At 71.8% G+C, this 25,894-nt stretch carries 23 protein-coding genes; 15 read left to right on the top strand and 8 right to left on the bottom strand.

The window, feature by feature from the left end:
• The first annotated feature begins 389 nt into the window (after positions 1 to 389).
• Together MTQ01_RS01150 and MTQ01_RS01145 are read left to right on the top strand one after the other, a co-directional pair.
• Positions 390 to 1,106 (top strand): PadR family transcriptional regulator, encoded by a 717-nt coding sequence (locus MTQ01_RS01150; RefSeq protein WP_247486401.1) that lies wholly within the window; start codon positions 390 to 392, stop codon positions 1,104 to 1,106.
• A 50-nt stretch (positions 1,107 to 1,156) separates the two neighbouring features.
• A complete protein-coding gene (locus tag MTQ01_RS01145; protein ID WP_247486400.1) occupies positions 1,157 to 2,239 on the top strand; it encodes an inositol-3-phosphate synthase in 1,083 nt (360 codons plus the stop codon).
• 326 nt (positions 2,240 to 2,565) lie between these two features.
• On the opposite strand, the gene MTQ01_RS01140 is transcribed toward MTQ01_RS01145, so the two are convergent.
• From MTQ01_RS01140 to MTQ01_RS01130, 3 genes are all read right to left on the bottom strand, one after another.
• Positions 2,566 to 3,597: an alanine racemase gene (locus tag MTQ01_RS01140; RefSeq protein WP_247486399.1), complete on the bottom strand. Its 1,032-nt coding sequence runs from the start codon at positions 3,595 to 3,597 to the stop codon at positions 2,566 to 2,568.
• Between the two features lie 180 nt (positions 3,598 to 3,777).
• A complete protein-coding gene (locus MTQ01_RS01135) occupies positions 3,778 to 4,899 on the bottom strand; it encodes a peptidoglycan bridge formation glycyltransferase FemA/FemB family protein (protein ID WP_211039701.1) in 1,122 nt (373 codons plus the stop codon).
• A 359-nt stretch (positions 4,900 to 5,258) separates the two neighbouring features.
• Complete coding sequence (locus tag MTQ01_RS01130; protein WP_247486398.1) at positions 5,259 to 5,585, bottom strand: hypothetical protein; 327 nt, start codon at positions 5,583 to 5,585, stop codon at positions 5,259 to 5,261.
• 294 nt (positions 5,586 to 5,879) lie between these two features.
• On the opposite strand from MTQ01_RS01130, the gene rpsF reads away from it, so the two are divergent.
• The 4 genes from rpsF (at position 5,880) to rplI (ending at position 7,660) form a co-directional block, all read left to right on the top strand.
• Positions 5,880 to 6,170, top strand: coding sequence for a 30S ribosomal protein S6 (gene rpsF / locus MTQ01_RS01125; protein WP_247486397.1), 291 nt, complete (start codon positions 5,880 to 5,882; stop codon positions 6,168 to 6,170).
• A gap of 115 nt (positions 6,171 to 6,285) precedes the next feature.
• Entirely contained in the window at positions 6,286 to 6,870 is a 585-nt protein-coding gene (locus tag MTQ01_RS01120; RefSeq protein ID WP_247486396.1) for a single-stranded DNA-binding protein, read from the top strand.
• A gap of 88 nt (positions 6,871 to 6,958) precedes the next feature.
• Positions 6,959 to 7,195, top strand: a complete 237-nt coding sequence (gene rpsR / locus MTQ01_RS01115; RefSeq protein ID WP_211039705.1) for a 30S ribosomal protein S18 — start codon at positions 6,959 to 6,961, stop codon at positions 7,193 to 7,195.
• Positions 7,196 to 7,213: 18 nt separating this feature from the next.
• Positions 7,214 to 7,660 carry a 50S ribosomal protein L9 gene (rplI, locus tag MTQ01_RS01110; protein ID WP_247486395.1) on the top strand — a complete coding sequence of 149 codons (447 nt, stop codon included), beginning with the start codon at positions 7,214 to 7,216 and terminating at the stop codon, positions 7,658 to 7,660.
• Positions 7,661 to 7,890: 230 nt separating this feature from the next.
• Here the strand turns inward: rplI and MTQ01_RS01105 are convergent, their stop codons facing one another.
• Positions 7,891 to 9,282 (bottom strand): MATE family efflux transporter, encoded by a 1,392-nt coding sequence (locus MTQ01_RS01105; protein ID WP_247486394.1) that lies wholly within the window; start codon positions 9,280 to 9,282, stop codon positions 7,891 to 7,893.
• Positions 9,283 to 9,873: 591 nt separating this feature from the next.
• On the opposite strand from MTQ01_RS01105, the gene dnaB reads away from it, so the two are divergent.
• The gene (dnaB, locus tag MTQ01_RS01100; RefSeq protein ID WP_282613192.1) at positions 9,874 to 11,319 is read left to right on the top strand and encodes a replicative DNA helicase; all 1,446 of its coding nucleotides are present in this window, start codon (positions 9,874 to 9,876) and stop codon (positions 11,317 to 11,319) included.
• Positions 11,320 to 11,641: 322 nt separating this feature from the next.
• Here dnaB and MTQ01_RS01095 read toward each other — a convergent pair whose 3' ends face one another.
• Positions 11,642 to 12,325, bottom strand: coding sequence for an MBL fold metallo-hydrolase (locus MTQ01_RS01095; protein ID WP_282613118.1), 684 nt, complete (start codon positions 12,323 to 12,325; stop codon positions 11,642 to 11,644).
• 598 nt (positions 12,326 to 12,923) lie between these two features.
• On the opposite strand from MTQ01_RS01095, the gene MTQ01_RS01090 reads away from it, so the two are divergent.
• Both MTQ01_RS01090 and MTQ01_RS01085 read left to right on the top strand, forming a co-directional pair.
• Positions 12,924 to 13,520: a hypothetical protein gene (locus MTQ01_RS01090; protein WP_247486391.1), complete on the top strand. Its 597-nt coding sequence runs from the start codon at positions 12,924 to 12,926 to the stop codon at positions 13,518 to 13,520.
• Positions 13,521 to 13,878: 358 nt separating this feature from the next.
• Entirely contained in the window at positions 13,879 to 14,349 is a 471-nt protein-coding gene (locus tag MTQ01_RS01085; RefSeq protein WP_247486390.1) for a DIP1984 family protein, read from the top strand.
• A gap of 635 nt (positions 14,350 to 14,984) precedes the next feature.
• Here MTQ01_RS01085 and MTQ01_RS01080 read toward each other — a convergent pair.
• On the bottom strand, positions 14,985 to 15,623 hold the full coding sequence (locus MTQ01_RS01080; RefSeq protein ID WP_247486389.1) for a DUF1772 domain-containing protein: 639 nt from the start codon (positions 15,621 to 15,623) through the stop codon (positions 14,985 to 14,987).
• 185 nt (positions 15,624 to 15,808) lie between these two features.
• On the opposite strand from MTQ01_RS01080, the gene MTQ01_RS01075 reads away from it, so the two are divergent.
• From MTQ01_RS01075 to MTQ01_RS01065, 3 genes are all read left to right on the top strand, one after another.
• Positions 15,809 to 16,774: an AraC family transcriptional regulator gene (locus MTQ01_RS01075; protein ID WP_247486388.1), complete on the top strand. Its 966-nt coding sequence runs from the start codon at positions 15,809 to 15,811 to the stop codon at positions 16,772 to 16,774.
• Positions 16,775 to 16,923: 149 nt separating this feature from the next.
• The gene (locus tag MTQ01_RS01070; protein ID WP_247486387.1) at positions 16,924 to 18,633 is read left to right on the top strand and encodes a protein kinase; all 1,710 of its coding nucleotides are present in this window, start codon (positions 16,924 to 16,926) and stop codon (positions 18,631 to 18,633) included.
• A gap of 265 nt (positions 18,634 to 18,898) precedes the next feature.
• Positions 18,899 to 19,507: a bifunctional 2-polyprenyl-6-hydroxyphenol methylase/3-demethylubiquinol 3-O-methyltransferase UbiG gene (locus MTQ01_RS01065; protein ID WP_247486386.1), complete on the top strand. Its 609-nt coding sequence runs from the start codon at positions 18,899 to 18,901 to the stop codon at positions 19,505 to 19,507.
• Between the two features lie 146 nt (positions 19,508 to 19,653).
• On the opposite strand, the gene MTQ01_RS01060 is transcribed toward MTQ01_RS01065, so the two are convergent.
• Together MTQ01_RS01060 and MTQ01_RS01055 are read right to left on the bottom strand one after the other, a co-directional pair.
• Positions 19,654 to 20,151, bottom strand: coding sequence for a DNA-binding protein (locus MTQ01_RS01060; protein ID WP_247486385.1), 498 nt, complete (start codon positions 20,149 to 20,151; stop codon positions 19,654 to 19,656).
• Between the two features lie 218 nt (positions 20,152 to 20,369).
• Positions 20,370 to 21,134 carry a sulfite exporter TauE/SafE family protein gene (locus tag MTQ01_RS01055; RefSeq protein ID WP_247486384.1) on the bottom strand — a complete coding sequence of 255 codons (765 nt, stop codon included), beginning with the start codon at positions 21,132 to 21,134 and terminating at the stop codon, positions 20,370 to 20,372.
• 440 nt (positions 21,135 to 21,574) lie between these two features.
• On the opposite strand from MTQ01_RS01055, the gene MTQ01_RS01050 reads away from it, so the two are divergent.
• The 3 genes from MTQ01_RS01050 (at position 21,575) to MTQ01_RS01040 (ending at position 25,719) form a co-directional block, all read left to right on the top strand.
• Positions 21,575 to 23,065: a LacI family DNA-binding transcriptional regulator gene (locus tag MTQ01_RS01050; protein ID WP_247486383.1), complete on the top strand. Its 1,491-nt coding sequence runs from the start codon at positions 21,575 to 21,577 to the stop codon at positions 23,063 to 23,065.
• 61 nt (positions 23,066 to 23,126) lie between these two features.
• Positions 23,127 to 24,050 carry a carbohydrate kinase gene (locus MTQ01_RS01045; RefSeq protein ID WP_247486382.1) on the top strand — a complete coding sequence of 308 codons (924 nt, stop codon included), beginning with the start codon at positions 23,127 to 23,129 and terminating at the stop codon, positions 24,048 to 24,050.
• A gap of 133 nt (positions 24,051 to 24,183) precedes the next feature.
• Positions 24,184 to 25,719, top strand: a complete 1,536-nt coding sequence (locus MTQ01_RS01040) for a glycosyltransferase family 87 protein (RefSeq protein WP_247486381.1) — start codon at positions 24,184 to 24,186, stop codon at positions 25,717 to 25,719.
• Positions 25,720 to 25,894: the final 175 nt, after the last annotated feature.

Raw genomic sequence — 25,894 nt, 5'->3', positions numbered from 1 at the left:
CCTGAAGGCGGCAGTGTACTTCCGGCCCCCCGAAGTGCGACCCGCCAGGTGAAGAGGGCGCACTACATCCAGGACGACGACGTGTGGGGACGCCGATCGGTTCCCGGTGGTGTTCTGCACAGCGTCAGGTTACGCACGTACAGAAGATGCTCAACAGGTCATCCCTTACCAAACAGGGCAGTTGGGGCCTGGTGATTCCGTGATCTGAATCCCTTTCGCCGATCCCGGCCTTGCCGACCGCGACCCTGCGCCCTATCGTCTGGATGTATCGAGTCGATACATCAACTCGGCATAGGGCACACGGCGGACACAGGTCGCAGGTGGTCATCACCACGACCGGCGGTCCACCGCACACGGACAGCGACGGCGGAAGGGATGGGTCGACCTCGATGAGCAGACGGTCGGGCGTCCTGGAGTTCGCCGTTCTCGGTCTGCTGCGCGAGTCCCCCATGCACGGGTACGAGCTGCGCAAGCGACTCAACACCTCGCTGGGCGTCTTCCGGGCGTTCAGCTACGGCACCCTCTACCCCTGCCTCAAGGCACTGCTTCAGCAGGGGTGGATCGCCGAGGAGCCGGGTAGCGCGACTACCGAGCCCCTCACCGCACAGCTCACCGGTCGCCGGGCGAAGATCGTTTACGCGATCACCGCCGAAGGCAAGGACCACTTCGAGGAGTTGCTCGCCCAGACGGGTCCCGACACCTGGGAGGACGAGCACTTCGGCGTGCGTTTCGCCTTCTTCGGTCAGACCTCGCGGGACGTACGGATGCGCGTTCTGGAAGGACGCCGCAGCCGCCTGGAGGAGCGCCTGGACAAGATGCGCGCCTCGCTGGCGCGCACCAGGGAGCGTCTGGACGACTACACCCTCGAGTTGCAGCGACACGGCATGGAATCCGTGGAGCGTGAGGTCCGCTGGCTCAACGAGCTCATCGAGAGCGAGCGGGCCGGACGCGACAAGCGGGACCAGTCCCCGCCCGAAGGCGTCTCCGCGCAGGAGGCCCGGGCCGAGGACGGACCCGCGGAAGGTCGGCGTCAGTCAGAGAACACGGGCGGGCTGCCCCGGCATCGGGGTAGTGCCCGGCCGGACTCGTCCGAGGACATCAAGTAGGGACTCCGCGTCCGCGGGTCTTCTCCGAGAACGAACAGGGAGCAACCGGAATGGGTTCGGTTCGCGTAGCCATCGCCGGCGTGGGCAACTGCGCCGCCTCGCTTGTGCAGGGTGTCGAGTACTACAAGGACGCCGCCCCGGACAGCCGCGTCCCGGGTCTGATGCACGTTCAGTTCGGCGACTACCACGTCAAGGACGTCGAGTTCGTCGCCGCCTTCGACGTGGACGGCAAGAAGGTGGGCCTCGATCTCGCGGACGCCATCGGCGCCAGCGAGAACAACACCATCAAGATCTGCGACGTGCCGCCGAGCGGTGTCACCGTCCAGCGCGGCGAGACCCACGACGGTCTCGGCAAGTACTACCGCGAGACCATCGAGGAGTCCGACGCCGAGCCGGTCGACGTCGTCCAGGCCCTCCGCGACGCGCAGGCCGACGTGCTCGTCTGCTACCTGCCGGTCGGCTCCCAGAGCGCCGTCGAGTACTACGCACAGGTCGCCCTCGACGCCGGTGTCGCCTTCGTCAACGCGCTCCCGGTCTTCATCGCCGGCACCAAGGAGTGGGCGGACAAGTTCACCGCGGCCGGTGTGCCGATCGTCGGTGACGACATCAAGTCCCAGGTCGGCGCGACCATCACGCACCGTGTGATGGCGAAGCTGTTCGAGGACCGCGGCGTCATCCTGGACCGCACGATGCAGCTGAACGTCGGCGGCAACATGGACTTCAAGAACATGTTGGAGCGGGAGCGGCTGGAGTCCAAGAAGATCTCCAAGACCCAGGCCGTCACCTCCCAGATCCGCGACCGCGAGCTCGGCGCGGACAACGTCCACATCGGCCCCTCGGACTACGTGGCCTGGCTGGACGACCGCAAGTGGGCCTACGTCCGCCTCGAGGGTCGGGCCTTCGGCGACGTCCCGCTGAACCTGGAGTACAAGCTGGAGGTCTGGGACTCCCCGAACTCCGCCGGTGTCATCATCGACGCCGTTCGCGCGGCGAAGATCGCCATGGACCGCGGCATCGGTGGCCCGATCCTCTCGGCCTCCTCGTACTTCATGAAGTCCCCGCCCGTGCAGTACTTCGACGACGAGGCGCGGGCCAACGTCGAGAAGTTCATCAAGGGCGAGGTCGAGCGCTGATCCGTCCGCGCGCCGGCAGCGGGTGACCGCCGCCGACCGCAACCGAGTGGGGCCCTTCCTACCGAGATCCTCAGGGATCACCGGGGGAAGGGCCCCACTCGTGTGCGCGGCGACTCGGGCGCCGCCGGCGCGCTGCGCATGTGCCCGCGCCCCGCTGCACACCCGCCCGCACGCCGAGCGGTCGGTGCGCGACAGTCGACGCGCGACAGTCGCCGGTCGGTGCGCGACAGTCGGCGGCCGGCGCCCCGCTCGGGCGGCTCAACTCGGGCTGTGGATGCGGGGGTTCCGCGGGCGGGCTTGTTTCACGTGAAACAGGCCGGGCTTCGTCAGCGCTCAACCAGCCGGTCGAACTGGGTCGTTGTGTGCCGCAGATGCGCGGTGAGCTCGTCGCCCACCCGCGGTTCGGGTGCGTCCGAGGGCACGAAGAGAATCGACACCTGCATGTGCGGCGGCTCGGCGAACCAGCGCTGCTTGCCTCCCCAGACGAAGGGGGAGAGGTTGCGGTTCACCGTGGCGAGCCCGGCGCGCGCGACGCCCTTCGCCCGGGACGTCATCCCGTGCAGGGCCTTCGGCGCCTCCAAGCCGACCCCGTGCGAGGTACCGCCGGCGACCACCACGAGCCAGCCGTCACCCGGGGACTTGGCCTGGCGGTAGCCGAACCTGTCCCCCTTGGTCACACGCGTCACGTCCAGCACAGCGCCGCGGTACTCCGTCGCCTCGTGATCACCCAGCCACAGTCTGGTGCCGATCCGCGCACGGAAACGGGTCTGCGGGAACTGCTGCTGGAGCCGCGCGAACTCGTCCGGGCCGAGGTGGCTGACGAACATGGTGTCCAGCGGAAGCCGGGCAGCGCGCAGCCGGTCCATCCAGCCGATGACCTCGTCCACCGCGTCGGTGCCGTCGGTCCGGTCGAGCGGCAGATGGATCGCGAAGCCCTCCAGCCGCACATCGTCGATCGCGGCCCGCAGCCGGCCCAGGTCCTCCTCGACCACTCCGTGGCGCTTCATGCTGCTCATGACCTCGACCACGACGCGAGCGCCGACCAGGGCGGCGACCCCGTCCACCGAGGAGACCGAACGGATGGCCCGGTCCGGCAGCGGCACCGGCTCCTCACCGCGACGGAACGGCGTCAGCACCAGCAGATCTCCGCTGAAGAAGTCCTTGATCCGGGCCGCTTCGTACGTCGTGCCGACCGCCAGCACGTCCGAACCGAACTGCGACACCTCGTCGGACAGGCGCTCGTGGCCGAAGCCGTAGCCGTTGCCCTTGCAGACCGGGACTATCCCCGGGAACTGCTGGAGCATCGCGCGCTGATGCGCCCGCCAGCGATCAGTATCGACGTAGAGGGTGAGCGCCATGGCCGGTAGGACACCTTTCTTGAGGTCTGTCGATTCATTGGGGTCTGTCAGGGGATTCGCGGGTACGGCCGCTGCCGGGCCGCGACTGCGGGGCCTCGCCCGCGGCTCGGCGGCCACGGATCGCGGGGCCGTCCGCCGGAGCCGGCGCCGAAGCGGCGACCCCAGCGGCCCGACGGGGCGTCAGCGACGGGACATGTAGATGTCCAGGGCCTTGTGCAGCAGCTTGTTGAGCGGGAAGTCCCACTCGCCGATGTACTCGGCGGCCTCGCCACCGGTGCCGACCTTGAACTGGATCAGCCCGAAGAGGTGGTCGCTGTCGTCCAGCGAATCCGAGATGCCGCGCAGGTCGTACACGCTTGCACCGAGCGCGTAGGCGTCCTGGAGCATCCGCCACTGCATCGCGTTGGACGGGCGCACCTCGCGCTTGTGGTTGGCCGAGGCGCCGTAGGAGTACCAGACGTGGCCGCCGACGACCAGCATCGTCGCCGCCGCCACGGCCTCGCCCTCGTGCATCGCGAAGTACAGCCGCATCCGGTTCGGGTCCTCGGTGTTGAGGGCCTTCCACATCTGCTGGAAGTAACTGAGCGGCCTGGGACGGAACTTGTCGCGCTCGGCCGTGATCTCGTACAGCCGCTGCCACTCCGCCAGGTCCTCGAAGCGGCCCTGGACGACCTCGACACCGGCCTTGTCGGCCTTCTTGATGTTGCGCCGCCACAGCTGGTTGAAGCCCTTGTGGACCTCTTCCAGGGAACGGTTCTCCAGCGGCACCTGGAAGACGTAGCGCGGCTGCACATCGCCGAATCCGGCGCCGCCGTCCTCCCCCTGCTGCCAGCCCATCTTGCGCAGCCGGTCGGAGACCTCGAAGGCGCGGGGCTCGATGTGCGTCGCCTCCACGTCCCGCAGCCGCTTGACCTCGGTGTCCTGTATGCCCTTCTTGATCGCCGCGGCGTCCCACCTGCGGATCACCACGGGCGGCCCCATCTTCACCGAGAACGCGCCCTTGTTCTTCAGGTGCGCCAGCATCGGCTGGAGCCACTCCTCGAGATTCGGGGCGTACCAGTTGATGACCGGCCCCTCGGGCAGGTACGCGAGATAGCGCTTGACCTTGGGCAGTTGGCGGTAGAGCACCAGCCCGGCGCCGACCAGCTCCCCGCTGCGGTCGTCGAACCAGCCGAGGTTCTCCGAGCGCCACTCCGTCTTCACATCCGCCCACGCGGGGACCTGGCAGTGGCTCGCCGAGGGCTGGCTCCGGATGAACTCCAGATGCTGCTCACGGCTGATCGTCCTCAGGGTCAGACTCATAAGGGGGCGCTCCTCCGCGCTTACTTCGCCGGGTCTGCGCGAAGCCTACTGCGCGGGGCCCTCGCCACGCGTGGCCGTACCTGCCCCTTCCGAAGCCCGACGACGGGGCCGGAGACGGCCGCGGCACCGGCCCGGCGCGGACGGGACGGCGGAGTTGTCGCACTTTCGTGTGGTCCTCGGAGCCGGCCGCGGCCGCCCGGCCGGGGACGACCGGGGACGACCGGGGACGACCGGGGTCGCGCGTACGCCCGGTGAGCGCGCACGCAGCTCCCGCCACGCCCGCCCGCGCACACGGGCCGCCGACCCTGCGCGGGCGGGCCGACGACCCCGCGCGGGTGGGAACTCGTGCGGCGCCGGGGTCAGCCGATCAGGCCGCCCCACAGACCGCCGTGTGCGATGCCGATGTAGAAGCCGACCGCCGCCGCACCCAGACCGATGACGGACAGGAAGCGCTCGCCCGTGGTGGACGAGATCATCTGGCCCCACAGCCCCGCGCCGACGCCGAACAGGCCCGCCCAGGAGGCGATGAGATGGAGCCCGGGGAAGAAGGCCGTGGCCAGGGCAACGAGACCGAGCACCACCGCCGCCGCGGCGAACGCGTTCGCGGCCGGATGCGCTCTGCCGTCGCTGTTGAGGACTCTGCCGAGGGGGGAGGCGGGTGCGCGCTCCCGTACCGCATGTGCCATGTGGGCACCTCCTGCCGGTCGTACCGGTGCGCGGCGCCGGGGAGTGTAGTGCCGCTCACACCCGATGTGTCCAGATTGCGTGCAGGGGTGGCCGGATTTCAAGCGGAGGGGTCGGGGCGGCTACTCTGTACCGTCTGCGTCGAAGTCCTGCCGTTCCCCCGATGCCCCGCCACAGCCGCCGGCCGGTTGTCAGTGGCGTCGGATACAACGGTGGACAGCGAAGCAGGTACGCATCACGACCCTCCTGCCACGGAACGACCGTGGCCGCTGAGTCCAGAGGAGGTGGGTTTTTACATGCGTCACTACGAGGTGATGGTGATCCTCGACCCCGATGTCGAGGAGCGCTCCGTATCCCCGCTGATCGAGAACTTCCTCGCCGTCGTCCGTGAGGGCAACGGCAAGGTCGAGAAGGTCGACACCTGGGGCCGTCGCCGTCTCTCCTACGAGATCAACAAGAAGCCCGAGGGCATCTACTCCGTGATCGACCTGCAGGCCGAGCCTGCGGTCGTCAAGGAGCTCGACCGCCAGATGAACCTGAGCGAGTCGGTTCTGCGGACCAAGGTCCTCCGTCCCTCGACCCACTGAGCGAGGGCCCGTCACGTACGGGTTCCCGGTTCAGCGGGCCGAAGAGTCCAGCGAGTAGCCGCGGCTACCAGCACCAGCAGCCACACCCCGCACCGCACCGCCGAGAGGTTCACCCATGGCAGGCGAAACCGTCATCACCGTCGTCGGCAACCTGACCGACGACCCCGAGCTGCGTTTCACCCCGTCCGGTGCCGCCGTCGCGAACTTCACGATCGCGTCGACGCCTCGGACGTTCGACCGCCAGACCAACGAGTGGAAGGACGGCGACCCGCTGTTCCTGCGCAGCTCGGTCTGGCGTCAGGCCGCGGAGAACGTCGCGGAGTCCCTCACCAAGGGAATGCGCGTGATCGCCCAGGGTCGGCTCCGTCAGCGCTCGTACGAGACCCAGCAGGGTGAGAAGCGTACGGTCGTGGAGCTCGAGGTGGACGAGATCGGGCCCGCGCTGCGGTACGCCACGGCCAAGGTCACCAAGACCGGATCCCGTGGCGGCGGCCAGGGCGGCGGCTTCGGCGGCGGCCAGGGCGGCCAGGGCGGCGGCTGGAACGGCGGCGGCCAGCAGCAGGGCGGCGGCGGCCAGGGGGGCGACCCCTGGGCGACCGGCGGACCCGGCGGTGGCGGCGGCCAGCAGCAGGGCGGCGGCTGGGGCGGTGGCTCCGGCGGCGGCCAGGGCGGCGGCTACTCGGACGAGCCCCCCTTCTAGAGCCTCGACCGGGGCGTCCGGCAAGGGCGTCCGCGGGCTCCGGGAGTGCGGCTCAGCACACACTTCTTGATTTCACTGGAGAGAGACAATGGCGAAGGCGCCTGCTCGCAAGCCTAAGAAGAAGGTTTGCGTGTTCTGCAAGGAGAAGATCTCCTACGTCGACTACAAGGACACGAACCTGCTGCGGAAGTTCATTTCCGACCGCGGCAAGATCCGTGCCCGCCGGGTCACCGGCAACTGCACCCAGCACCAGCGGGACGTCGCCACGGCTGTGAAGAACAGCCGTGAGGTCGCACTGCTGCCCTACACCTCGACCGCGCGATAAGGAAAGGGTGACCGACAGATGAAGATCATCCTGACCAACGAGGTCTCCGGCCTCGGCATCGCCGGCGACGTCGTGGACGTCCGCGACGGCTACGCCCGCAACTACCTTCTCCCCCGCGGTTTCGCGATCCGCTGGACCAAGGGTGGCGAGAAGGACGTCGAGCAGATCCGTCGCGGTCGCAAGATCCGCGAGATCGCCACGATCGAGCAGGCCAACAGCATTCGCGGCCAGCTCGAGTCCACCAAGGTGCGGCTCAAGGTCCGCGCCGGCGACGGCGGCCGTCTCTTCGGTTCCGTCACCCAGGCCGACATCGCCTCCGCGGTGAAGGCCTCCGGTGGCCCGGACCTGGACAAGCGCCGTATCGAGCTCGGTTCCCCGATCAAGAGCCTGGGCGGCCACGAGGTCTCCGTGCGTCTGCACGCCGAGGTCACCGCCAAGGTCGGCATCGAGGTTCAGGCCGCGTAAGCGGTCGGCGGCTTCTGCCGCTGCAAGCCCGAGGGGCCGGCTCTCCGTTGCGACGGAGGGCCGGCCCCTTCGGCGTGCCTACGGCGGGGCGGTGCAGTGCGACTACCGGGTGCACCCGGCCGCGCGGTGCGCACACCGGCGGCGGGGTGCCTGTTCGCGACGGCGGTTCGGGCCCGGCGGGGCGCACCGGCGGCAGGGGCGCGGGCCCGGCAGTGCGGGGCGCGGGCGCCTCAGCGCACGGCGCCGGTCACCACCCACGCTCCGGAACGCGCTCGCCACCACAGCGTGGCCAGCCGCACCGACATCATCAGTCCGGCCAACGCCGCCCAGAGCGCGGTCAGTCCGCCGCCCAGCGCCGGCACCGCGAAGGCCGCCGGTGCGAAGACCACCAGCACCGCGAGCATGGCCCAGGCCAGGTACGGCCCGTCGCCGGCGCCCATCAGCACTCCGTCCAGGACGAAGACGACGCCCGCGATCGGCTGCGTCACCGCGACCACCAGGAGCGCGGCGAGCAGCTGCCCGCGCACCTCCTCATCCCCGCTGAACAGCCGCCCCACGAACGGCGCCGACACCGCCACCAGGACACCGAGCACCGCTCCGGACGCGACGCCCCACTGCACCATCCGCCGGCACGCGGCCCGTGCCCCCTCGGCGTCGCCCGCGCCCAGATACCGGCCGATGATGGCCTGCCCGGCGATCGCGATGGCGTCCAGGGCGAAGGCCAGCAGCGACCACACGGTGAGTGTGATCTGGTGCGCGGCGACCTCCACATCGCCCAGGCGGGCTGCGACCACGGTGGTAATCATCAGCACCGCGCGCAGCGACAACGTTCGCACCAACAGCGGGACTCCGGCCTGGGCGCACGCCCGGATGCCGGCGGCGTCGGGCCTGAGCGAGGCGCCGTGGTGCCGGGCGCCGCGCACCACCACCGCGAGGTAGACCGCGGCCATGCCGCACTGGGCGATCACGGTGCCCCAGGCGGAGCCCGCGATCCCGAACCCGAACCCGTAGACGAGCAGTACGTTCAGCGCGGCGTTGGCGCTGAAGCCGCCGATGGCGACGTAGAGCGGGGTGCGGGTGTCCTGGAGTCCGCGCAGCACCCCGGTGGCGGCCAGGACCACGAGCATCGCGGGGATGCCGAGGGCGCTGATCCGCAGGTAGGTCACCGCGTGCGGCGCCGCCGTCGCCGAGGCGCCGAACGCGTCCACCACCGCGGGGGCGAGCGGCCAGAGCACCGCGGCGACGGCGGTGCCGAGCAGCAGTGCCAGCCAGACTCCGTCCATGCCCTGCCGGATCGCCGCGGCCATGTCGCCGGCGCCGACGCGGCGGGCGACGGCGGCGGTGGTCGCGTAGGCGAGGAAGACGAAGACGTGCACACCGGTGCCGAGCAGCGCCGCGGCGATACCGAGCCCGGCGAGCTGCGGCGTACCGAGGTGGCCGACGATCGCGCTGTCGGTCAGCAGGAAGAGCGGTTCGGCGACGAGGGCGCCGAAGGCGGGCAGCGCGAGGGCGATGATCTCGCGGTCGTGGCGGCGGGCTTCGGCCCTGCGCCCGCCCTTCGGCCCGGGTGCTGAGGCGGTGCGGACGGTCCTGGCGTCGGGCCCGGTGCGGTGCTCTGGCATGCGTCTGATCCAATCATCCACAGGTAATGATCGCAATGAGCATCGGGTCATTACAGTTGCGCGGAATGGGCGATGCGGCACGTACCGGCGCGGAGAACTTCACCACCTCGGCCAACTTTTTCTCCTGCACAGAACGTGGACGACAAAACCCCAGCTCAGGACGGGAGTTCAGAGGTGGGCCCCAACTTCTCCACAGCACTGTCCCCTGACTCGCCCACAGGAAGACCGGGGTTCTCCACAGGTTCGATGCGATCACCCACAGGGTCCTGTGGATAACTGAATTGGTAACTGACCCCGCGCGCCTTACCGTTGTCCGGCACCTGCCCCGTGTGCGACTCGCCTTCGCCGCCCGTTCGGCGCGCGGTCACATCGTCGGCAGGACGCGATCTGTCAGTACGGTGCCGTAGGAATGTGCCGTGACGAACCAGCCGTACGGCACCACCGCACGGCAGCAGTCGACAAGCGCCGCACGAGCACCGCCCACCGCCAGGTGCGGCCCGTCGGCCGGTGAGGAGGTGGCGCGGGGTGACCCAGCCCGAGCGTCTCGAGAGCCCCTGGGCGGCCGGCCCCGGCGGCCACTCCGGCGAACGCATGCCCGCCCGCCAGCGCCGTGCCGACCACCGCGAGGGCCAGGACTCCTACGGCGAGAACGGCTACGGCGGCCACCCCGACCCCTCCGGCGCAGACTCCGCCGGCTACCCGGGCAGCGCCTTCGAGCGCGTCCCGCCGCAGGACCCCGCGGCCGAACAGTCCGTGCTGGGCGGCATGTTGCTCTCCAAGGACGCCATCGCCGACGTCGTCGAGGTCCTCAAGGGCGCCGACTTCTACAAGCCCGCGCACGAGACCGTCTACCAGGCCATCCTCGACCTGTACGCCAAGGGCGAGCCGGCCGACCCCATCACCGTCGCCGACGAGCTCACCAAACGCGGCGAGTTGGCGAAGGTCGGCGGCAACGGCTATCTGATGTCGCTGGTCCAGGCCGTCCCCACCGCGGCCAACGCCGAGTACTACGCCGAGATCGTCCACGAACGAGCGGTGCTCCGCCGCCTGGTGGAGGCCGGCACCCGCATCACCCAGATGGGATACGCGGCCGACGGCGACGTGGACGACATCGTCAACTCCGCCCAGTCCGAGATCTACCAGGTCACCGAGCAGCGCACCTCCGAGGACTACCACCCGCTCGTCGACATCATGGAGGGCGCACTCGACGAGATCGAGGCGATCGGCTCCCGCAGCGGCCAGATGTCCGGCGTCCCCACCGGGTTCGCCGACCTGGACTCGCTCACCAACGGCCTCCACCCCGGCCAGATGATCGTCATCGCCGCCCGTCCCGCAATGGGCAAGTCGACGCTGGCGCTGGACTTCGCCCGGGCGTGCTCGATCAAGAGCAACCTGCCCAGCGTGATCTTCTCGCTGGAGATGGGCCGCAACGAGATCGCGATGCGCCTGCTGTCCGCCGAGGCCCGGGTGGCGCTGCACCACATGCGCTCCGGCAGCATGACCGACGAGGACTGGAACCGCGTCGCGCGCCAGATGCCGCAGGTCACCGACGCACCGCTGTACATCGACGACTCCCCGAACCTGTCGATGATGGAGATCCGCGCCAAGTGCCGCCGCCTCAAGCAGCGTCACGACCTGCGGCTGGTCGTCATCGACTACCTCCAGCTGATGCAGTCCGGCGGCGCCCGGCGTCCCGAGTCGCGCCAGCAGGAGGTCTCGGACATGTCCCGGAACCTCAAGCTGCTCGCCAAGGAGCTGGAGGTCCCCGTGATCGCGCTCAGCCAGCTCAACCGTGGCCCCGAGCAGCGCACCGACAAGAAGCCGATGGTGTCCGACCTCCGTGAGTCGGGATCCATCGAGCAGGACGCCGACATGGTCATCCTGCTGCACCGCGAGGACGCGTACGAGAAGGAGTCCCCGCGCGCGGGCGAGGCCGACCTGATCGTCGCCAAGCACAGGAACGGCCCGACGGCCACCATCACCGTCGCCTTCCAGGGCCACTACTCCCGCTTCGTCAACATGGAGAGCGGCCTGTAGGCAGCCGGTGGGCTCCGGCCCGTACCGTGCGTTGAAGTTCCGCCGACACCCTTGGCCGCACGGGCAATCGCCCGTGGGCCGGAGGTGCGCGATGGACAGTGTCGCCGCGCCGGTGAGTGTCCGTCGGAGGTGTCTCCGCCGGTGGAGGACCGAGAACGGTTGCGGCGACCGCCGAGCTTCTGCAGTCGCTCGGCCGTGGCGGACGTTCCGCCGGTACAGGGGCCGGCAGCACTGCTCGGGTACCTGGCGGTCGGCGACGACGCGCGTGAACGGTGCCCGGATCGAAGAGGGTTGATCCGGGATCAGTACGGCGATCCTCGCTTCACACCCAGTCACCCTCCGGTTCGGCCGCCCGGAGCACCGCGCCCGCGTCCTCCGTCAACGGCTCGCCGTGGGGCACGCACACCGTCTCCACTTCCAGTGCGGCCAACCGTCGGAAGGAAGCGACGGCCTCTTCTCTGTCCACGTTGAACGGACCGAGGATCGCGCGGCCATCCGCCGTCGCGACGATGTCCCCCGGGAACAGCACGCCGCTGGAAGCGAGATGGAGCGCGATGCCTCCCGGAGTGTGGCCCGGAACATGCAGGACGCGGACCGTCTCGGCCCAGCCGTCGAGAGTGTCGCCGTCGCGCAGCTCGACGTCCACCGGCACATGCTTCACAGGAGGCACACCCGCCTCGGCGAATCCAGCCGTGATCTGCTCATGAAGGGCGCGTTCCGAGGCAGTGAGCACCGGCTCGGGTTCGGGGGCGGTGCCGCAGATGAACGGGGTGTCCAGCACACCGGCCAGGACTCGGGCGCCGGTGGCAGCGACGAGATCCGCGGCCGAGCCCATGTGGTCGACGTGGGAATGGGTCAGAACGATCTGCCGCACGTCCTGAGGACTGCCGCCGAGCTGATCGAGGGCCTCCAGGATCGCCGGGGCGGACCCCGGCACACCGGTATCGATCAGGGCGTAGCCGTCCGGCAGACGTACGACGTGAACGTGCCCGACGGCGAAGGGCAACTGCCAGACGGCCCGGGTGATCCGGATGAGGTCAATGGCGTGACGCTAACGGGCGGCCGTGGAGGAGCAGGTCGCCTTGCGCTGCGGGCGAATTGTGCGCAGCGTGAACGAACGCCACGGCCCGCTGCCGGCTCCCGGGGGCCGAGGCGCCGCCGTCGGCGGGCTCCCCTGCTCGGCACGACAGGTGCCCGTGAACGCTTGAGCCGCCTCGCGGCTGCATCCGCCGCTCCCAGCCTCGGCGCGGCGGCGAGCGGCCTCGGTCTCAGCACGTTTCGCCCTCGTCGCGCAGATCAACGGGCCGGTGAACGGAAGCGGTGACGCAGTCGGGGAGCCACAGGTCAGCGCGATTTCCTGGGAAAGAAGCCGGAAGAACCCGCGGGCGGGCGTGCCGTACGCGTCGGTGAGCCTCAACCCGGCCCCGGGGCACGGCCGTTCCTGCGGAGACGACCGGTCCCGTCCCCACGAGCCGGCCGCCCGGGGCGTGCCTGTGTCCGGGGCCTGCCGGTGCCCGTCGGCGGCCACCGTGCGGAGCACGAGGCCGAGCCCCCGGTCCGACGGTTCGGACCGGGGGCGCGTTCATGCGGTCGACAATGAGCGCATGGACGTACCCGCGTTGCTCGAGGCAGCCTCGCTGCTGGTTCCGGAAGGGGCCGCCACCGAGAACGACCTCACAGTGGGAGACATCTGGGACCACCTCGTCCACGACGAGTGGGAGATCGCTCTGGGCCTGCTGGAGGAGCTCGGGGGCGCTCGCTCGCTGCCCGTGGCGTTCTGGCAGCAGCTCGCCGAAGCCGCTGAGGAACTGCGGCTGGAGCGGAGCGCGAGGTGGTGCCGGTGGCGGTGCTCCGAGATCGGCAACGGGGTGATCCGTGCGGACCTGACGCTCTGCTCTGCCGCCGAGGCGCGACGCAGGACGCCGATCCCCGGTGCCGGTGTTCTGCGGCCCATGTGGGACATCGGGCACCCCTCGCCCACCGGCGGCCGTGCGGTCGGCATCGCCCGGCTCTGGGTCGAGCAGCTGCCCGTGCTGGAGCCCGGCGGACGGGCCACGGTTCGCCTGCTGCCTCTGACTCCCGCCCACTGGACGGACGTTCGGCCCGGCCGGCAGATCAACATGCACGAGGACCGAACCGTGGCCGGCACCGCAGTCGTCGTGGAGGTTCGGGGCCCCGCCGCCACCGTGCCCGCGCGATGACTCGGGCGGACGGCGACTTGAGCCGGGCGATGCACGCGACACCGTGCCCGGCGGTGCACCCGGACCGGGCGTGCGGAGACGCGGTGCAGCCTGCTGGACGGTCCGCGAGGGAGGGCAACGATCCGACGCAGCCGTCGCCGGCATGGAGTGAGCTGCGCGGCGCTCTGCCACCGCTTCCGCCAGGCTGTGCACGGGGTCGGGCACGGGCGGGGGTCCGGGGCGCGGCGGAGGCGGGCGCCCCCGCGGGTCGCTCGGGTGCGGCGGGTGCGGCGGGTGCAGCGGGGCGAAAACCCGGTGCTCCAGGGCCGGTTGACGCTCCATACTCGGGTGATCGGTACGACGGGGGGAGAGGACCGCGATGAAGCTTGCGGAGGCACTGGCGGAGCGGGCGGCGGCGACGCGCCGGGTGGAGCAGCTGCGCGCCCGCGTCGTCGGCAGCGCGCGGTACCAGGAGGGCGAGACACCCGCCGAGGACGCGGGCGCGCTGCTGGCGGAGACCGACGAAGTGCTGGACACCCTGGAGGCGTTGATCCGGCGGATCAACCGCACCAACGCCACCGTGGACATGGGTGCGGACGGCACCCTCACCGACGCGCTCGCGCGCCGCGACACACTGCGGCTGCGCCACTCGGTGATCACCGCCGCGGCCGACGCGGCGGCGGGCACGAAGGACCGGGGGTACGGCCGGCAGCTCCGTTCCGAGCTGCTGACGCTCCCCGCCCTCCCGGTCGCCGAACTGCGTGGTCGGGCGGACGCGCTCGCCCGGGAGCTCCGCGAGGTCGACGTGCGGATCCAGCGGGTGAACTGGGAGGCCGACCTGCTGGACTGAGCAGGTCCGACACATCGCGATGCGGAGCAGGTAGCCGCTTCGGAGGCGTGCACACGCCGAGGGCCGGCGGTCTTTCCGGCCCACTCCTGGCGCGTGAAGAGCAACGCGGGGGTTCGACTCCCCTTCATACGGCGCAGCTCAGCACCGCGCACAGGTGACAGTGCACACCGCACAGCACATCACCACGTGCAGATCCGAGGCGGCGAGGGCGGGTTCGGGGCTCTCCGCATCCCACCAGCGCCTCGCCCGCGCGCACGGCGCGTACCGGGTGGGTTCGGCGCGGTCGGCGCGTACCGGGTGGGTTCGTCGCGGTCGGCGCGTACGGACCGTCGCGGCGTACGGGCCGGGTCGGCGCGTGCGGGCGCGGGCGCGTCGGCTGTACGTGCGTCGGGGCGGTTCGGGGGAGCGGAGCAGAAGCGGCGGCTCGCGGCCGGAGCGCCGGTGTCCCGGCCGTCGTCGGCGTGAACCGGACGTCGTGGCGCAGGAGTTGGACGGCCGACCAGCCGGCGGGGCGCCGCACGGATGGCGACCCGCGGGCGCCGACCCGGTGGGCCGGACTCGCAGGTCGGTATCGCAGGTGGGTGTCGCAGCGCCGGGGCCCGCCGCGTCCCCTGTGCGGGCCGGGGCACGGTCGGTCAGTCTCCTCGTCGAGGACGGCTTCGTTCCGGGTCCGGTGCGGGGCCGGGACCGTGGGGGAGGGCCAGGGCCCGGGCGAGGCAAACGAAGGCGAGCGTGGTGACGACGGCTCGTACGGTGTTCCAGACCGTCCAGAGCTTCTCGTCGAGAGCCGCGCGGGCCTCCGCCCAGTCGGCTTCGGTGGTGAGTTCGCCGAAGGATCTCAGCTCCTGGTTGAGCGGTTCGTGGACGGCGACGGTGATCACCCAGGCCAGTGCGAGGAACACCAGCGCGGCGACGATCCAGCGCAGTGCGGTGCGCGCCGGCTCCCGCGCACCCGCCGCCGGCCCGGCCCCGGGACGCGGCTTCGGGCGCCGGTGGAGCACGGCGGAGACGGCGGTGAGGAGCAGTGCTCCGGTGAAGCCGACGCCGATGAACAGCGGTCCGACGATCGCCCTGTCGAGTGCCCGGAAGGCGGTGACGAAGGCGCGGTCGTCGAGGTCGCCCAGGCCCGGCATGACGGCGTTCGACCAGTCGAAGAAGACGCCGGCGGTCAGTCCGGTGGTCACGGTGGCGGCGAGCAGGACCAGGAGTCGGAGGGTGCTGTTGCCCGCTGTGGGACGGGCGGTGCTTTCGGTGTCTTGCGGTAGCGCATTCATGTGTCCAGAAAAGCCCGATTCGACGAGACGTTCCATGCTCTCGGAGCTCGCGTCCATGTGAATGCGTCCATCCACCACTGTGGACAACTGTGCGGCACAGCAGCGACCGCACACAGATTCCGAGGAGGCTGTGGAGGCTGTGGACAACCCCGGTGCTCAGCCCGGCCGCGGTCTACCGTGGAGCCATGGACCCGCTCACCGCACTGCTGGACGCCCCGCGCGCCAGCGGTGCGTTCCTCCTCCGGGTGACGATGTCGCCGCCGTGGTCGGTACGGGTGCAGGACGAGGCGCCACTGGCGGTGGTGGCCGTCACCGGCGGACGGGCCTGCTACGCACCGGACGTCGGCGATCCGGTGCACCTGGGCGCCGGCGATCTGCTGCTCATCGCCCGCCCCGATCCGTACCTGTTCGCCGACTCCCCCGACCGTGCGCCGCAGGCGGTGATCCACCCCGGTGGCCGCTGCGAGACCCCGCTGGGCGGGAGCCTGGAGCTGCCGATGAGGCAGGGCGTGCGGAGCTGGGGGAACGCGGCGCAGGGCCGGGACGTGATGCTGGTCGGCAGCTACCCGCGCGTCAGCGAGGTGGCCGCCCGCCTCATCCGGGCGCTGCCGCCGTCGGTCCTGGTGCGCGCGGACGAGCACCGTACGAGGCTGATCGACGTCCTCGCCGAGGAGATCCAGGGAGAGGGGATCGGCCAAGCCGCCCTGCTGGACAGGCTGTTGGACGGTCTGACGGTCTCCGCGATCCGCCACTGGGCGCATTCCGCCGCCTCCGCCGCGCCGGGTTGGCTGCACGCGGGTGCGGACCGGGCGATCGGTTCCGCGCTGGACCTGATGCACGAACGCGCCGAACACCCGTGGACGGTCGCCTCGTTGGCGCAGCGGGTCGGCCTGTCCCGGGCGGGTTTCTCGCGGCGTTTCGTGACCGCCGTCGGGGAGCCGCCGATGGCGTACCTGACCTCCTGGCGGCTGGCGCTCGCCGCAGACCTGCTGCGGCAGGAGGACCTGCCGGTGTTCCGGGTGGCGTCGGAGGTGGGCTACGCCAGTCCGTTCACGTTCAGCACCGCGTTCAAACGCCACTACGGCGTCAGCCCGCTGGGCTGGCGACAGCGTGGGGCCCAGCCCGCGGACACCGACGTTCCGGCATCCTGACGTCCCCGAACCGACTCCGCCGCACCGCTCCGTGACGATCTCCAATTCCCCTCACACACAAGGCAGTTGAGCCCGCCGCCAATCCGGGTACGGAACTGTTCGCCGATAAGGGGCGTCTCTGCCGGTGACCTGGGGAACGGGGGCGCACCGTGTCAGAGCCATTCGAAACCGGCGTGTACGGGCTGAGCGGCGAACTGCGACAGCTCGGTCCGTACCGGCTGCTCGCCCAGCTCGCCACCGGCGGCATGGGCCTGATCCATCTTGGCCGGAACACGGCGACGGGCCGGGTCGCCGCGCTCAAGACCGTGCTCGCACCGGCGGGCGTCAGCGCGGAGGCGCGCAGGCGCTTCGAGCGGGAGGTCGGCCTCGCGCGCCGCGTCAACAGCAGGTACACCGCCAGGATCCTCGACTGCGACCTGACGGCGGCCCTGCCCTGGATGGCGATGGAGTACATACCGGCGCCGTCGCTGGAGGCGCTGGTCGTACAGCGCGGGCCGCTCACCGATCCGCGCGCAGTGCGCTGGATCGGCGCCGGCGTGGCCCGTGCGCTCAAGGAGCTGCACAGCAAGGGCATCGTCCACCGCGACGTCAAACCGCTGAACCTGCTGCTGACCGCCGACGGCCCGCGGGTGATCGACTTCGGCATCTCCCACGCCGGCGATCTCACGAGCACCCGACTCACGCTCGGCACGGTCGCGTTCGCGGCTCCCGAGCAGGCCGAGGGGGAGGCGAGCACCCCGGCGTCCGACATCTACTCGCTCGGGATCACGCTGTACTACCTGGCGTGCGGCAGGCTGCCGTACCCGGACACCCAGGAGCCGTTGCAGCAGCTCAACCACGTACGCCGCGCCGCCACCGATCTGGGCGCGCTCCCGTCGGAGCTGCGCGCCGTGATCGGCGACTGCACGGCGCCGCGCCCCGCCGACCGGCCGACGGCCGACCAGCTCGTCCGCCGCTTCGGCGCGGACAGTTCGACGGCGCTGCCCGCCGCCTGGTCGGCGCTGATCGCCTGGCACTCGGCGGAGGGGCGGCGTCTGCAACGGGCCGCCGACCAGTCCGAGGCGGAGACGGTCACCAACAGTTGGATCGCGGGCGGCGCGGGCCGGACCCGCCACAACACCGGGCCGACCGGTGGAGGCGGAGCGGCCGGCAACGGCGGTGCGGGGCGCGGCGGTTCGGGCGGCTCCGGGCCCAACTTGTCAGGCTCCGGCGGCGGTTCGGGCGGCGCTGGGCGTCCGAACCGGACGGGTGGCGTGCTTGCCGTCGTCGCGGCCGTCGTCGGCGCACTGATACTCGTGCCGATCCTGGACGACAGGATCGGCTCCTCGGGCGCCCGCGCCGGCAACAGCCCGACACCGACGGGCAGTTCACCGACCCTGACCGACACCGACACCGCGCCGGACACCGCGCCGGACACCGACGACCCGTACGAACCCGCCGAGCGCCCCACCCCCGAGAGGCCGACCCGGACACCGCCTCCCGTCCACACCCCGCCCGCCGAGCGCCCCACGTACGAGAGGCCGACCCGCGAGGCTCCCGCCCCGCCTCCGCGCACCCCGCGCCCGCCGCCGACCTATTGGGGCGCCATCGCCGTCGGCGAACGGGGAGGCTGGGGCAGGTCCTGGGACCACAACTCCCAAAGCGCCGCCCGGCAGGGCGCGCTGAGCCGCTGCCGAGGCACCAACTGCAAGGTGCTCACCAGCTTCCGCAACGGCTGCGGCGCGGTGGCCCACAACCGCAACGCGGGCCACTACTGGGGCGGTTCGGGCGCCACCCGGCAGGAGGCGGAGAACCGGGCGCGCGCCAACGCGGGCGGCGGCTACATCCTTCTCTGGCAGTGCACCACCCGCCCACGCTGAGCCGACGGCCCCGCCGGAGCCCGTACGTCGCGTCACTGCCGCCGCCCCGTACGCCCCCGCGGGCCCGTGCGTCGCGGCCCCCGCGCTGCCCGCCCGTGCACACCGCGCCCCGTACGCGTACGCGCCCGCGCACGCCGCACCCGTACGCCCCCGCGGCCCCCAGGCCGTACGAGTTGCCGAAACCGCAACGAACTTTGCCGCGCCGCTACCGCTCGGGGCACCTTTGCCGCAGCAGCACATCCGCCACTCTCCGAGGGGAATCACCATGGACCAGCAGTTCTGGGACGAGCTCTACGGCAGCCGCGAGCAGCTCTTCAGCGGAGCCGTCAACGGCGTACTGGTCACCGAGACCGCCGAGCTCCCGGTCGGCCGGGCCCTGGACCTCGGCTGCGGCGAGGGCGGCGACGCCCTGTGGCTGGCCGGCCGGGGATGGCAGGTGACGGCGACCGACATCTCCCGCACGGCGCTCGACCGCGCCGCCGCCACCGCCGCCGAGGCGGGCCTCACCGAGAAGGTGACCTGGACCCACGCCGACCTCTCGCGCACCCCGCCGGCCGCCGACTCCTTCGACCTGGTCAACGCCCACTACTTCCCGCTCGAGGTCGAGCCCGGCCACGCGGCCCTGCGCGCGCTGCTGGCCGCCGTCGCACCGGGCGGGACCCTGCTGTACGTCGGCCACGACGTCACCGGCCTCACCGCGGACGACACCCACGGCTTCGACCCGCACGCCTTCTACAAGCCCGCCGAGGTCGCCGCTCTCCTCGACGACCGCTGGACCGTCCTCGTCGACGAGACCCGCGCCCGTACGACGCCCGCCCCCGAGGGCACCCACCACACCCACGACACGGTCCTGCGCGCCCGGCGGCGCGACTGACGCGCACCGAGCCGCACCGAGCCGCACGGGGCGCACCGAGCCGCACGGGCCTCCAACAGGTCGCGTTGTCCGGCCGGTTGGGCCGGTCGGTACGGGACCCCGGTGGGCGGCGCCGGCCGTACGACAGCCGGCGCCGCCCGCAGGGCTCACTCCGTCGCCGCCCCGGCACTCGGCGCAGCCACACCGGCGTCGGATCGTCCGTCCGATCCGGCGTCGTGCGTGCGTTCGGCGAGGCGGGCACAGCGCTGGCGGGCTGCCTGCGGCGTGGCCAGCCCGAGACCGAAGGCCACGTCCGGCCAGGTCATCCCGCGTCCGCGCGCCATCCGCAGCAAGCCCGCCTCCAGCTCGTCCATCTCGCCGCGCATCAGCGGTACGAGGCTGAGCGCGGCGGTGATGTCGGACCGGTCCACCTCCGGCTCGTCCTCGTCGAGCTTCGCGGCACCGCTGAGCAGGAACGACACCAGCCGTACGGCCTCGTGCGGGCCGAGCACGGAGGGATGGGCCTGCCGGGCGCGCTGCTCGGCGGTGGCCGCATGGCGTTCGGCGATGCGGAAGAGGGAGGCGTACACGCGCTCCGCCCGGGCCTGCTCGGGGTGGGGCGCGACGAAGGGATCGCCGGACTGCTGCTGGGCTGCGTTCTCCATGCCGACCAGAGTGCGGGCGCAACACGGTGAAGTCAACGGTTTATTGTGAACACTTTGTTTGCCCAACGGGCGGCGTCGCGCCCCGGCCAACTGCCCCGGCCGTCCCGGCTGTTGAGACCCCGCCCGCACCGGTCTCCCGATGTACCGACGCTCCGTACGCGCGAAGCGCCGTACGCGACGCCCCGTACCCGACGCGCCCGCGCCCGCCCCTCGGCTGCTCAGCGCACCATCAGGGTCACGCCCGCGGTGATACCCACCGCGATGATCACCCCGCGCAGCACCGCGGGCGGCAGACGCCGACCGATCCGGGCTCCGAGCAGCCCGCCGATCGTCGCGCCGACGGCGACGACCAGCACCACCTTCCAGGCGATCTGCGCGACCGCGATGAAGATGACGGCCGCGACGCCGTTGACGAGGGAGGCAAGAACGTTCTTCACCGCGTTCAGCCGCTGCAGTTCTTCCTGGAGGAAGCTCCCGAAGAGGCCCATCAGGATGACGCCCTGGGCGGCGCCGAAGTAGCCCCCGTACACCCCCGTGCCGAGCACACCGCACCACATCGGCAGCCCGCCGTCCTCGCGCGGCCGCTCGCTCGCCGCCCGCCGCTCCCGCGTCCAGCGGTTGATGCGCGATTGCAGCAGCACCAGCAGACACGCGCTGAGGATCAGCACCGGAACGATGGTGTCGAACGCCGACTCCGGCAGCTTCAGCAGCAGCAGCGCGCCGAGCAGTCCGCCCAGCAGCGAGGCCGAACCGAACCGCAGCACCCGCCGCAACTGACCGCGCAGCTCCCGCCGGTAGCCCCAGGCCGCGCTGAGGGTGCCGGGGACGAGCCCGAGGGTGTTGGAGACGTTGGCGAGCACCGGCGGGTAGCCGAAGGCCAGCAGCGTGGGGAAGGTGATCAGCGTGCCCGATCCGACGACCGCGTTGATACCGCCGGCGGCGATGGCGGCGGCACCGATCGCCAGAGCCTCGACCGCGTCCACTGGACCACCCTTCGGAGTGCGCACGACGTGACGGCGCCACAGTGATCGTCGGCCAACGCGAAAGCGGCCGTCAACCCACCACCCCCGCACGTCTCACGGCTCGGACCCGCTTCCCACCCCGGGCCGACCACACCCCGAACCACACGACACCACTCCCACCCCACTCCCACGCCCAGCCCCGCGCAGCCGCACCGCCCACACCCGACGGGACCGCACGGAACCGCACAGGACCGCACCGCCCGGCACCCTCCGCGGGCGCTCCGGCCCACCGCCACCGGGCCCGCCACCACCACCGGAACGGGCCACCGCCGCCGGGCTGTTGACAGCCGCGACGCGGCGGCCGTACGTTGCGTTCACCCTCGCCTAACGCGCGTTACCCGAGGAAACGCGCGATCCGCCCGGCCGTGGCGACACACCGGCCCGAAGCCGTGGAGGCGACCGTGACACCGGACCGCACAGCAGGACCGGACGACCCCCCGACGCCCAACGCCCCCGGCGCTCCGGCCACTTCCACCGCACCGGCCACCCCCGCACCGGACGCCACCGCACCGGACGCCACCGCACACCCCGGCGCGGACGTCCCGGGCCTCCCGCCAACCGCACCATCCGCCCCGCCGCGCCGCGATCACACCCCGCCGCGCCCCGCGCGCCGCGTCACCATGAGCGATGTCGCCGGTCACGCGGGCGTCTCCCGCACCAGCGTCTCCTTCGTGCTCAACGGCCGTACCGACACCAGCATTCCGGAACGCACCCGGGCCCGTATCCTCGCCGCCGCCGACGAGCTCGGCTACCGGCCGAACGCCGGCGCCCGCGCCCTGGCCTCACGTCGCAGCGAGTCCTTCGGCCTGATCTCCGAGATCGTCACCGAGCCGTACGCGCTCGACATCATCCGCGGCGCCCAGCAGCGCGCCTGGGCGGACAACCGCTTCCTGCTCATCGCCGCAGGCAGCGACCGCGGGGGCGGCGGCCCCGAAAGCCCCTCCGCCCGTACCCGGCCCGCGCCCCGCAGCACCCACAGGAGCCCGCGCACCCCGCACGAGACCGCCCCCGCCGACCCTGGCAGCGCCGACGCCCACACTGCCGACACCCGCACCGCCCCCGCCGACGAACTCGACGCCGTCGCCGTCGAGAAGCTGCTGGAGCAGCGCCCCGGCGGCTTGCTGTACGCCACCGCCTCGCACCGGATCGTCGCCCTGCCGCCGGCCGCGTACGAGGTGCCCACCGTCCTCGTCCACTGCCGGGACGCCGAGGGCCGGCTGCCGAGTGTGCTGCCCGACGAGGAGGGCGGCGCCCGTACCGCGACCCGCCGTCTGCTGGAAGCCGGCCACCGCCGTGTCGCGCTGCTGAACCTCGCCGCCACCATGCCCGCCGCGGAAGGCCGCCGCCGCGGCTACGAACAGGCCCTGCGCGCCGCGGAGTCGCACCTCGACCCCGGGCTCGTGGTCACCGCGGGCACCACCGCCGACGACGGGCACCGGGCCGCTCGCGCGCTGCTCGACACGGCCTCCGCGCCCACCGCGCTCTTCTGCGCCAACGACCGGATGGCGATGGGTGCCTACGACGCCGCACGGGAGCTCGGGCTGCGCATCCCCGACGACCTCGCGATCATCGGCTTCGACAACCAGGAGCTGATCGCCACCGGCCTCCGCCCCCGACTGACCACCGTCGCGCTGCCCTTCCACGAGATGGGCGTGCGCGGCGTGGAGCTGCTGACCCGCCTCACCGCGACCACCGCCGCCCCCGACACCGCCGACGCCCCCGCCGCCACCGCGGGACGCCGTCCGCGGGACGCACCCACCGACCCCCGGACCGGCGTCCGTACGACCGACACCACAGTGGGCGCCGGCACCGGCCGCGGCCCGCACCCCGGCACGCCGGCCCCCGTCCAGCTCGTCCTCGACTGCCCGCTCGTCGAGCGCGGCTCGGTCTGACCATCCGGGCGCGCGCCCCGCGAACGCCCCGAAAACCCCCGTACAGCAAGGGAGTTCAACCATGCTCGTGACCGGCGAATGCGTCGCGGACATCGTCCAGGAGCCGGGCCTCGCGGACCGCGTACACCCGGGCGGCAGCCCGGCGAACGTCGCGTACGGGCTCGCCAGGCTCGGCCACGAGGCGCACTTCCTCACCCAGCTCGGCGACGACCGCCTCGGCGAGCTCATCGCCGCACATCTGCGCTCCGCCGGTGTCGTCCTGCACACCGACGGCCCCGAGGACGTACGCACCCCCTCCGCCGTCGTCCACCTGGACTCCGCGGGATCCGCCCGCTACTCCTTCGACATCGCCTGGACGCTGCGCGAGACTCCGGTCCCCGACGGTCGCAGGCATCTGCATCTGGGCTCCATCGGCGCCGCGGTGCAGCCGGGCGCCACGACCGTCCTCGCGCTCGCCGAGAAGCTGCGCCCCACCGCCACCATCAGCTACGACCCGAACGTGCGGCCCGCGCTCATGGGCGACCACGCGGACGCCGTGGCGCAGGTGGAGCGGTGCGTGGCACACAGCGACGTGGTCAAGGCCAGTGACGAGGACCTGAGTTGGCTCTACCCGGGCCGACCGCTCGAGTCGATCGCCGAGCAGTGGGCCACCGCCGAATCCGGTCCCGCGCTGGTGCTGATCACCCGGGGCGCCGAGGGCGCACTCGCCCGTACCGCCACACTGACCGTGGAGCAGCCCTCCGCCCCGGTCGAGGTGGTGGACACCGTCGGCGCCGGCGACGCCTTCATGTCCGGCACCCTGCACGCGCTCGACGGCGCCGGGCTGCTCGGCGCCGCCGCCCGCGGACGGCTCGCCGCACTCGACGCCGCGACCCTGCGCCACGTGCTCCGCCACGCTGCCGCGTCCGCCGCCGTCACCGTCTCGCGCGCGGGCGCCAACCCGCCGGACCTCGCCGAGCTCACCGCCGCCCTCCCGCGGGCCTGACCCCCGCGACGGCACCCGAGCCGACACCGTCACCGACCGAGACACCGAACACCGACTCCGGCGCCGTCTCCGACGCCCTGCGGTGTCCGCCTCCCCAACGGGCCCGGCGGGCACCGTAAGGCAGGATGGGCCCATGAGCGTGCGTGACGACAGCCCGGTACCGCCCACCGCTCAGGACAAGGTCGCCTCGGCCGGGTCCGAGCTGATCGGTGGCCCGCTCGGCCGCCGGGCACTGACCGGCACCAACTGGTGGACCCCGGTGCGGGTCGTGGCGCTGGTCGCGCTCGGCATGTTCGCGCTCGGCATGGTGCAGAAGCTGCCCTGCTACAACGGCGGTTGGTTCTTCGGACAGGGCGCCCAGTACGTGAGCGCCTGCTACTCCGACATCCCGCACCTCTACACCGGACGCGGCTTCGCGGACGGCGCGGTGCCGTACCTGGACAGCATCGCCAAGTACAGCGGCGGGATGGAGTACCTCGAATACCCGGTGCTGACCGGGCTGTTCATGCAGGTGGCCGCCTGGCTGACGCCCGGCTCCGAGAACATGGTGCACGCCCAGCAGATGTACTGGCTGGTCAACGCGGGCATGCTGATGGCCTGCACCGCGCTGCTCGTCGTCTGTGTCGCCCGGGTGCACCGTCGCAGGCCCTGGGACGCGCTGCTCGTCGCGCTCGCACCCGCCTTCGCCCTGACCGCGACGATCAACTGGGATCTGCTGGCCGTCTCGCTCACCGCCGCCGCGATGCTCGCCTGGTCCCGCAACCGCCCGCTGCTCTTCGGTGTGCTGCTCGGGCTGGCCACCGCCGCCAAGCTCTACCCGGTGCTGCTGCTGGGCCCGTTGCTGCTGCTCTGCTGGCGGGCGGGGAAGTACCGCGACTTCGGGCTCGCACTGGCCGGTACGGCCGGCGCCTGGCTCGCGACGAACCTGCCGGTGATGCTGGTCGCCTGGGACGGCTGGTCGAAGTTCTACTCCTTCAGCCAGGAACGCCCCGTCGACTTCGGCTCGATCTGGCTGATCATCTCCCAACGCACCGGCGACCCGCTGGAGAACGCCAACACCTACGGCACCGTGCTGATGCTGGTCGGCTGCGCCGGCATCGCACTCCTGGCGCTCACCGCACCGCGACGACCGCGATTCGCCCAACTCGCGCTGCTGGTCGTGGCGCTCTTCATCCTCACCAACAAGGTCTACTCCCCGCAGTACGTGCTGTGGCTGATCCCGCTCGCCGCACTGGCCCGCCCGCGCTGGCGGGACTTCCTCATCTGGCAGACCTGCGAGGTCCTCTACTTCCTCGGCATCTGGTACTACCTGCTCTACAACCACGGCGGCGACAACAACCACGGACTGACCCCCGAGGCGTACCACCTCGCCATCGCCGCACACATCCTCGGCACCCTCTACCTCTGCGGCGCCGTGGTCATGGACGCGATGCGACCCGAGCGGGACTGCGTCCGGTGGGACGGCTCGGACGACCCCTCGGGCGGAGTGCTCGACCACGCCCCCGACCGCTTCTCGCTCGCCGACCCGACGAAGACACCCTGGTATCCCGAAGGAAGCCGGCCGGCAAGCGCCGGCCCGGCGGCTGCCGGCGCGACCGGCACGGAGAGCCGTGGAGACCAGGACGAGCAGCCGATGACCGTCCGCTGGGGCACCACCCCGACGTCCTGACCCACGGCGTCCCGCACCCCGCGGCGCCTCTCCGCCCCGTTCCGCGCTCTCCCGCGAGAACGTCCCAACTCCGTTTCCGCAGCGGACTGTTTCACGTGAAACAGCGTCCCGGAGCACTCCCGGCTCGCCGCCCCTCGCACACGTCCCGGAGTCGGGGAACGGGGACAGGGCCGGG

This window comes from Streptomyces sp. XM4193 (genome assembly GCF_023072595.1).
In the GTDB taxonomy this organism is placed as follows: domain Bacteria; phylum Actinomycetota; class Actinomycetes; order Streptomycetales; family Streptomycetaceae; genus Streptomyces.
Note: the sequence above shows the minus strand (reverse complement) of the source record. Positions and strands in the feature narration are given on the sequence as shown.

Excerpts from the sequence above, each read along its gene's own strand:
- MTQ01_RS01060 (WP_247486385.1), bottom strand. The coding sequence starts at position 20,151 with ATGGAGAACGCAGCCCAGCAGCAGTCCGGCGATCCCTTCGTCGCGCCC.
- MTQ01_RS01075 (WP_247486388.1), top strand. The coding sequence starts at position 15,809 with ATGGACCCGCTCACCGCACTGCTGGACGCCCCGCGCGCCAGCGGTGCG.
- MTQ01_RS01045 (WP_247486382.1), top strand. The coding sequence starts at position 23,127 with ATGCTCGTGACCGGCGAATGCGTCGCGGACATCGTCCAGGAGCCGGGC.
- MTQ01_RS01150 (WP_247486401.1), top strand. The coding sequence starts at position 390 with ATGAGCAGACGGTCGGGCGTCCTGGAGTTCGCCGTTCTCGGTCTGCTG.
- MTQ01_RS01120 (WP_247486396.1), top strand. The coding sequence starts at position 6,286 with ATGGCAGGCGAAACCGTCATCACCGTCGTCGGCAACCTGACCGACGAC.
- dnaB (WP_282613192.1), top strand. The coding sequence starts at position 9,874 with ATGCCCGCCCGCCAGCGCCGTGCCGACCACCGCGAGGGCCAGGACTCC.
- MTQ01_RS01040 (WP_247486381.1), top strand. The coding sequence starts at position 24,184 with ATGAGCGTGCGTGACGACAGCCCGGTACCGCCCACCGCTCAGGACAAG.
- MTQ01_RS01105 (WP_247486394.1), bottom strand. The coding sequence starts at position 9,282 with ATGCCAGAGCACCGCACCGGGCCCGACGCCAGGACCGTCCGCACCGCC.
- MTQ01_RS01145 (WP_247486400.1), top strand. The coding sequence starts at position 1,157 with ATGGGTTCGGTTCGCGTAGCCATCGCCGGCGTGGGCAACTGCGCCGCC.
- MTQ01_RS01080 (WP_247486389.1), bottom strand. The coding sequence starts at position 15,623 with ATGAATGCGCTACCGCAAGACACCGAAAGCACCGCCCGTCCCACAGCG.
- MTQ01_RS01140 (WP_247486399.1), bottom strand. The coding sequence starts at position 3,597 with ATGGCGCTCACCCTCTACGTCGATACTGATCGCTGGCGGGCGCATCAG.
- MTQ01_RS01135 (WP_211039701.1), bottom strand. The coding sequence starts at position 4,899 with ATGAGTCTGACCCTGAGGACGATCAGCCGTGAGCAGCATCTGGAGTTC.
- rpsF (WP_247486397.1), top strand. The coding sequence starts at position 5,880 with ATGCGTCACTACGAGGTGATGGTGATCCTCGACCCCGATGTCGAGGAG.
- MTQ01_RS01085 (WP_247486390.1), top strand. The coding sequence starts at position 13,879 with ATGAAGCTTGCGGAGGCACTGGCGGAGCGGGCGGCGGCGACGCGCCGG.
- MTQ01_RS01090 (WP_247486391.1), top strand. The coding sequence starts at position 12,924 with ATGGACGTACCCGCGTTGCTCGAGGCAGCCTCGCTGCTGGTTCCGGAA.
- rpsR (WP_211039705.1), top strand. The coding sequence starts at position 6,959 with ATGGCGAAGGCGCCTGCTCGCAAGCCTAAGAAGAAGGTTTGCGTGTTC.
- MTQ01_RS01065 (WP_247486386.1), top strand. The coding sequence starts at position 18,899 with ATGGACCAGCAGTTCTGGGACGAGCTCTACGGCAGCCGCGAGCAGCTC.
- MTQ01_RS01130 (WP_247486398.1), bottom strand. The coding sequence starts at position 5,585 with ATGGCACATGCGGTACGGGAGCGCGCACCCGCCTCCCCCCTCGGCAGA.
- rplI (WP_247486395.1), top strand. The coding sequence starts at position 7,214 with ATGAAGATCATCCTGACCAACGAGGTCTCCGGCCTCGGCATCGCCGGC.